The 4992-nt window shown below is 71.7% G+C and carries 5 protein-coding genes; all 5 read left to right on the top strand.

All coding sequences use genetic code 11. The features are described from left to right. The first annotated feature begins 240 nt into the window (after positions 1-240). Entirely contained in the window at positions 241-780 is a 540-nt protein-coding gene (locus tag AB0I32_RS27085) for a hypothetical protein (protein ID WP_357511801.1), read from the top strand. 53 nt (positions 781-833) lie between these two features. After that, positions 834-1880, top strand: coding sequence for an iron ABC transporter permease (locus AB0I32_RS27090; RefSeq protein WP_357511803.1), 1047 nt, complete (start codon positions 834-836; stop codon positions 1878-1880). Next, positions 1880-2923, top strand: coding sequence for an iron chelate uptake ABC transporter family permease subunit (locus tag AB0I32_RS27095; protein WP_357511805.1), 1044 nt, complete (start codon positions 1880-1882; stop codon positions 2921-2923). Before AB0I32_RS27090 ends, AB0I32_RS27095 begins: the two co-directional genes overlap by 1 nt. Beyond that, positions 2920-3714 carry an ABC transporter ATP-binding protein gene (locus AB0I32_RS27100; RefSeq protein WP_357511807.1) on the top strand — a complete coding sequence of 265 codons (795 nt, stop codon included), beginning with the start codon at positions 2920-2922 and terminating at the stop codon, positions 3712-3714. Before AB0I32_RS27095 ends, AB0I32_RS27100 begins: the two co-directional genes overlap by 4 nt. Before the next feature lie 115 nt (positions 3715-3829). Beyond that, the gene (locus AB0I32_RS27105) at positions 3830-4879 is read left to right on the top strand and encodes an iron-siderophore ABC transporter substrate-binding protein (RefSeq protein WP_357511809.1); all 1050 of its coding nucleotides are present in this window, start codon (positions 3830-3832) and stop codon (positions 4877-4879) included. The last annotated feature ends 113 nt before the right edge of the window (positions 4880-4992 follow it).

The following is a 4992-nucleotide window of genomic DNA, read 5'->3' on the forward strand; positions in this document are numbered from 1 at the left end:
TCGTCACGGTCATCGGCGACGTGGCGGGGCACGGCCCGGACGAGGCGGCGCTCGGTCGTAGACACTGTCTACGCAGAGCAACACACTCCGCAGGTGTAGACCCTCCCCGAGCCGCTCCGACCTCGGCTCTCACCCGGGTGAGAACAGGTCGAACCCGATCAGATTGTGCAAGCCGGGCACTCAGGAAGTCGTAGCGTGCCGCAATCCTCGGCACCACGATCCTGGAAGAGGTTGGCCCCCATGATCCGCCGAACCATCGTTGCCCTCGTGAGCGTTCTCGCGCTCGCCCTCACGGCGTCCGCGCCGGCTCACGCGGCGACCCCTGATCCGACCATCGTGAAGATCAATGCTGCGCCCGAGCCGATCAAGGCGGGCAGCACGCTCACGATCGAGGGCACCATGAGCTACAAGCGGTCGGGCACGTGGCACCGCGCGCCGGCAGGCAAGACGCTGACGGTCCGGTTCGACCCGGCGGGCCCCGACGGCAGCCGCGCGGTCAAGAGCGTCCGCACCAACTCGAACGGCGAGTACCGCACCACGTGGAAGCCGACGCGTACCGGCACCTGGATCATCTCCTGGGCCCGTACGTCCACCCTGCAGGCAGCCACCGCGGGCGACGAGGTCTGCACCTACGGCGCCGGTCGCTGGGAGTGCCCCGTCTCGCCGACCAACCCCGACGTCGACTGCTCACAGATCGGCCGGACGGTCTGGGTGGGCAACAACGACTACCACCGCCTCGACGCCGACAACGACGGCTGGGGCTGTGACTCCTACTCCTGATCACCCGCTGGTGAGCGTCCTGACCATTCCGCGGCTTATGGAACACTTAGGCAATGCTTACCTCACCTGCGGCTGCGCCCGCGGGACGCCGTGAGGGTGCGGAAGCCGTAGCTCACCGTGCCCGCCGCAGGACGCTCGCGCTGGCGACGGCGCTCGTCGCCCTGCTGCTCGTCGTCCTCGCGAGCCTCGCGCTCGGCGTCCGCGACATCAACCCGGCGGAGGTGTGGCGTGCCCTGACCGCACCGGTCGCCGGGTTCGTGGACCACGACGTGGTGCTGGACCAGCGGCTCCCGCGCACCATCGTCGGCCTCGCGGCCGGGATCGCGCTCGGCACCGCGGGCACCCTGATCCAGGGGGTCACGCGGAACCCGATCGCCGATCCCGGCCTGCTGGGCCTGAACTCGGGCGCGTCGCTCGCCGTGGTCTGTGCGGTCTGGCTCTTCGGCATCACCTCGCCGATCGGCTACGTCTGGTTCGCATTCCTCGGTGCCGCCGGCGCCGCGGCGATCGTGTTCTCGGTGGGGCGTGGCCAGCCCGTGCGGCTCGCGCTGGTCGGCGCCGCCGTGACGGCGCTCATCACGCCGCTCATCACGCTCGTCCTCCTGCAGGACCAGCAGGCGTTCAACCTGTACCGGTTCTGGTCGGTCGGTTCCCTGACCGGCCGCGGCCTGGACACCGTCGCCTGGCTGTGGCCGTTCATCGTGGTCGGCGTGATCCTCGCGGCCGTGCTCTCGCACCGGCTCAACATGCTGGCCCTCGGCGACGACGTCGCGACCGCGCTCGGCCAGCGGGTGGGCACCACGCGCACCCTCTCCGCGGTCGCCATCGTGCTGCTCGCCGGTACCGCGACGTCGCTCGCCGGACCGATCGCGCTGGTCGGGCTCGTGGTGCCGCACGCAGCGCGCCGCCTCGTCGGCACCGACTACCGCTGGGTCATGGGGATCGGCGCTCTCCTTGGCCCCGTGATGCTGCTGGCCGCCGACGTCCTCGGCCGGCTGATCCTGCCCCGGTCGGAGCTCGAGGCCGGCGTCGTCGCCGCGCTCCTGGGTGCGCCGGTGCTGATCGCCGTCGCCCGGAGCAGGAACGTGGTGGGAGCCTGATGACCGCCGACACCATCGACACGATCAGCACCACCGTCGCCGACCTGCGGGCCGTCCGGCGACGCCGTCAGGTCCTCGTCGTGTCCGGGATGGTCCTCCTGGTGCTCGTCGCCGGGACCGGGGCCCTGCTGATCGGCGCCGCCGGGCTGACCCCCGGCCAGGCGATCGCCGGCGCCCTCGGGCTGGGCGACAAGGGCGACGTCTTCATCATCCAGAAGCTGCGCCTGCCCCGGATCGAGGCCGCCGTCGTGGTCGGCGCCGCCTTCGGACTGGCGGGCGCCATGTTCCAGTCGACCCTGCGCAACCCGCTGGCCTCGCCCGACATCCTCGGCATCTCCAGCGGGGCGAGCCTCGGGGCAGTGACCGGCCTGCTGGCGCTGGGCATGAGCGGGGTGGCACTGTCCGGCCTGGCTTTCGCGGGCGCCGGCCTCGTCGCCCTCGCGATCTGGCTGCTGGCCTGGCGCAAGGGCCTGCACTCGATCCGGTTCGTGCTGGTCGGCGTCGGGTTCGCGTACCTGTGCTCGTCCCTGGTCGCCTGGGCGATGGCCCGTGCCGAGGAGAACGAGGCGGCGGGTGTCCTCGTCTGGACCGTCGGCTCCGTGTCCGACATCCGCGGCGAACAGCTCGCGCTCGTCGCCGCCGGCACCCTCGTGCTCGCCGTCGTCGTCGCGCTGGTCGCCCGGACGCAGGGTCCGCTCTCGCTCGGGGACGACAACGCGCGCGCCCTCGGCGTGCACGTGGACGCCGCCCGGATCGGCACGCTGCTGCTCGCGGTGGCGCTCGTCGCGCTCGCGACCAGCGCGGCCGGCCCGATCGCCTTCGTCGCCCTGGTCGCCCCCGCCATCGCCCGCCGCCTGGTGAACGACGGCGGCGCCGCGCTCGTCGCGTCCACCGCCACCGGTGCGGCACTGACCCTGGTGGCGGACGTCGTCGGGCAGCACGCGCTGCTCGGTGTGGCCGCCCCCGTCGGCATCGTCACGGGGCTCGTGGGCGCCCCCTACCTGCTGTGGCTGCTCGCCACGAACGAGAAGAGGAGCCGATGACCAACCTGCGCGCCGAGGGCGTCAGCCTGGGCTACGAGGGCCTGCGTGTCATCGAGGGCCTCGACCTGACACTGCCCGACGGCAAGATCACCGCCGTCGTCGGACCGAACGCCTGCGGAAAGTCCACGCTGCTGCGCGGCCTCGCACGGCTGCACCCGCTCGACGGCGGCCGGATCACGCTCGGCGGCGTCGACATCACGGCGATGCCCCGCAAGGAGCTGGCCCGCAAGGTCGGCATGCTGCCGCAGTCGTCCATCGCGCCCGACGGCGTCCGCGTCGCCGAGCTCGTCAGCCGCGGCCGCTACCCGCACCAGGGCTGGTTCGGCAGGCACTCGTCCGACGACGACGCCGTGGTCACCACCGCGCTGGAGTCCACCGGCGTCGCTGAGCTCGCGGACCGGCCGGTCGCCGAGCTGTCGGGCGGTCAGCGTCAGCGCGTGTGGATCGCGATGGTCCTGGCCCAGCAGACCGACATCGTGCTGCTCGACGAGCCGACCACGTTCCTCGACGTGCGCCACCAGCTCGACCTGCTGGACCTGCTCACGGAGCTGAACCGCGACCGCGGCACCACCGTCGCGATGGTGCTGCACGAGCTCAACCTCGCAGCCCGCTACGCCGACCACCTGGTCGTGATGTCGGCCGGGCGGATCGTCGCCGAGGGTGCGCCGTCGGACGTGCTGACCCAGGAGGTCGTGAGCGAGGCGTTCGGGCTGCGCGCCCAGGTCGTGCTCGACCCGGTGGCGGGCTCGCCGCTCGTCGTCCCGGTGGGTCGCTTCCACTCCGGCGCGTAACGCACCTCACTCAGGGCTCCCCAATTTCGCAACATCGTCGTTACCTAATGTGGTTAGGGTTACCTCATCTCGACCGGCATCCGCCGGTCGTTCGCCTGAACCCCCAGGAGCAACCGTGCGCCCTCGCCGTTCCCTTGCGGCGGCCGTCGGCATTGTCGCCGCGTCCGCCCTCGCCCTGTCGGGCTGCGCATCCGAAGCCCCGGCCGCGGACGGCGCGACGCCGTCGGCCGACGCTTCCGGCGCGACCGACGAGTTCCCCCTGACCATCGAGCACGCCCTCGGCGAGACCACCATCGACGAGGCGCCCGTGCGGGTCGCCACGTGGGGCTGGGGTTCGACCGAGGCCGCGATCGCCGCCGGCGTCTACCCGGTCGCCGTCGCCGAGCAGACCTGGACCGTCGGCGAGGGCAACCTCCTGCCGTGGGTCGAGGAGGCCTACGACGAGGCGGGCATCGACAAGCCCACGGTGCTGACCGACGCCGAGGCCGGCGCGTCCGTGCCGTACGAGGAGTTCGCGGCCGCCGAGCCCGACGTCATCATCGCTACCTACTCGGGCCTCACGCAGGAGCAGTACGACCTGCTCAGCGAGATCGCCCCGACCGTCGCCTACCCGGAGACGGCGTGGCAGACGCCGTGGGACCAGATCATCACCTCCACGGCCGACGCCCTGGGCCGCAGCGCGGCGGGCGAGGCCAAGGTCGAGGAGATCAACACCTACCTGGCCGAGCAGGCCGAGGCGCACCCGGAGTTCGAGGGCAAGACGGTTGCCGCGATCGTGGACTCGCCCGAGGAGGGCCTGGTCTACGTCTACCGTGCCGGTGACCCGCGCGCCGGGTTCCTGGAGGGCCTCGGCTTCGAGACCGCTCCAGCCGTCGAGGAGCTCGCGCCGGACGACGGTGAGTTCTTCTACACGCTGTCGTACGAGGAGCTCGACAAGCTCGACTCCGACCTCGTCGTCGCCTACACGTACACCGAGGAGCAGGCCGAGGCGCTCCCGACCAAGAAGGAGCTGCAGGCCCTGCCCGCCGTCAAGGACGGCATGGTGGTCCAGCAGGTCGGCACCGTCGCGGTCTCCGCGGTCTCGCCGCCCACGGCCCTCTCGGTCGAGTACCCCGAGGGCATGCCGAAGCTGATCGACTCCCTCGCGGCGACGCTGGGCGAGTGATGCTCGCAGGGTAAGCCTACGAATTCGGGGTCGGTTGCTCTGAGTAGACGATGTCTACTGCGAGCCCGGCGAGCTTGCCGACCTTCCGGATTTTGTGCGGTGCCCGCAGATCT

It is taken from the genome of Promicromonospora sp. NPDC050249, assembly GCF_040656015.1.
Lineage (GTDB): Bacteria > Actinomycetota > Actinomycetes > Actinomycetales > Cellulomonadaceae > Promicromonospora.

Coding starts and splice junctions, on each gene's coding strand:
- AB0I32_RS27095 (WP_357511805.1), top strand. CDS start 1,880: ATGACCGCCGACACCATCGACACGATCAGCACCACCGTCGCCGACCTG.
- AB0I32_RS27100 (WP_357511807.1), top strand. CDS start 2,920: ATGACCAACCTGCGCGCCGAGGGCGTCAGCCTGGGCTACGAGGGCCTG.
- AB0I32_RS27085 (WP_357511801.1), top strand. CDS start 241: ATGATCCGCCGAACCATCGTTGCCCTCGTGAGCGTTCTCGCGCTCGCC.
- AB0I32_RS27090 (WP_357511803.1), top strand. CDS start 834: ATGCTTACCTCACCTGCGGCTGCGCCCGCGGGACGCCGTGAGGGTGCG.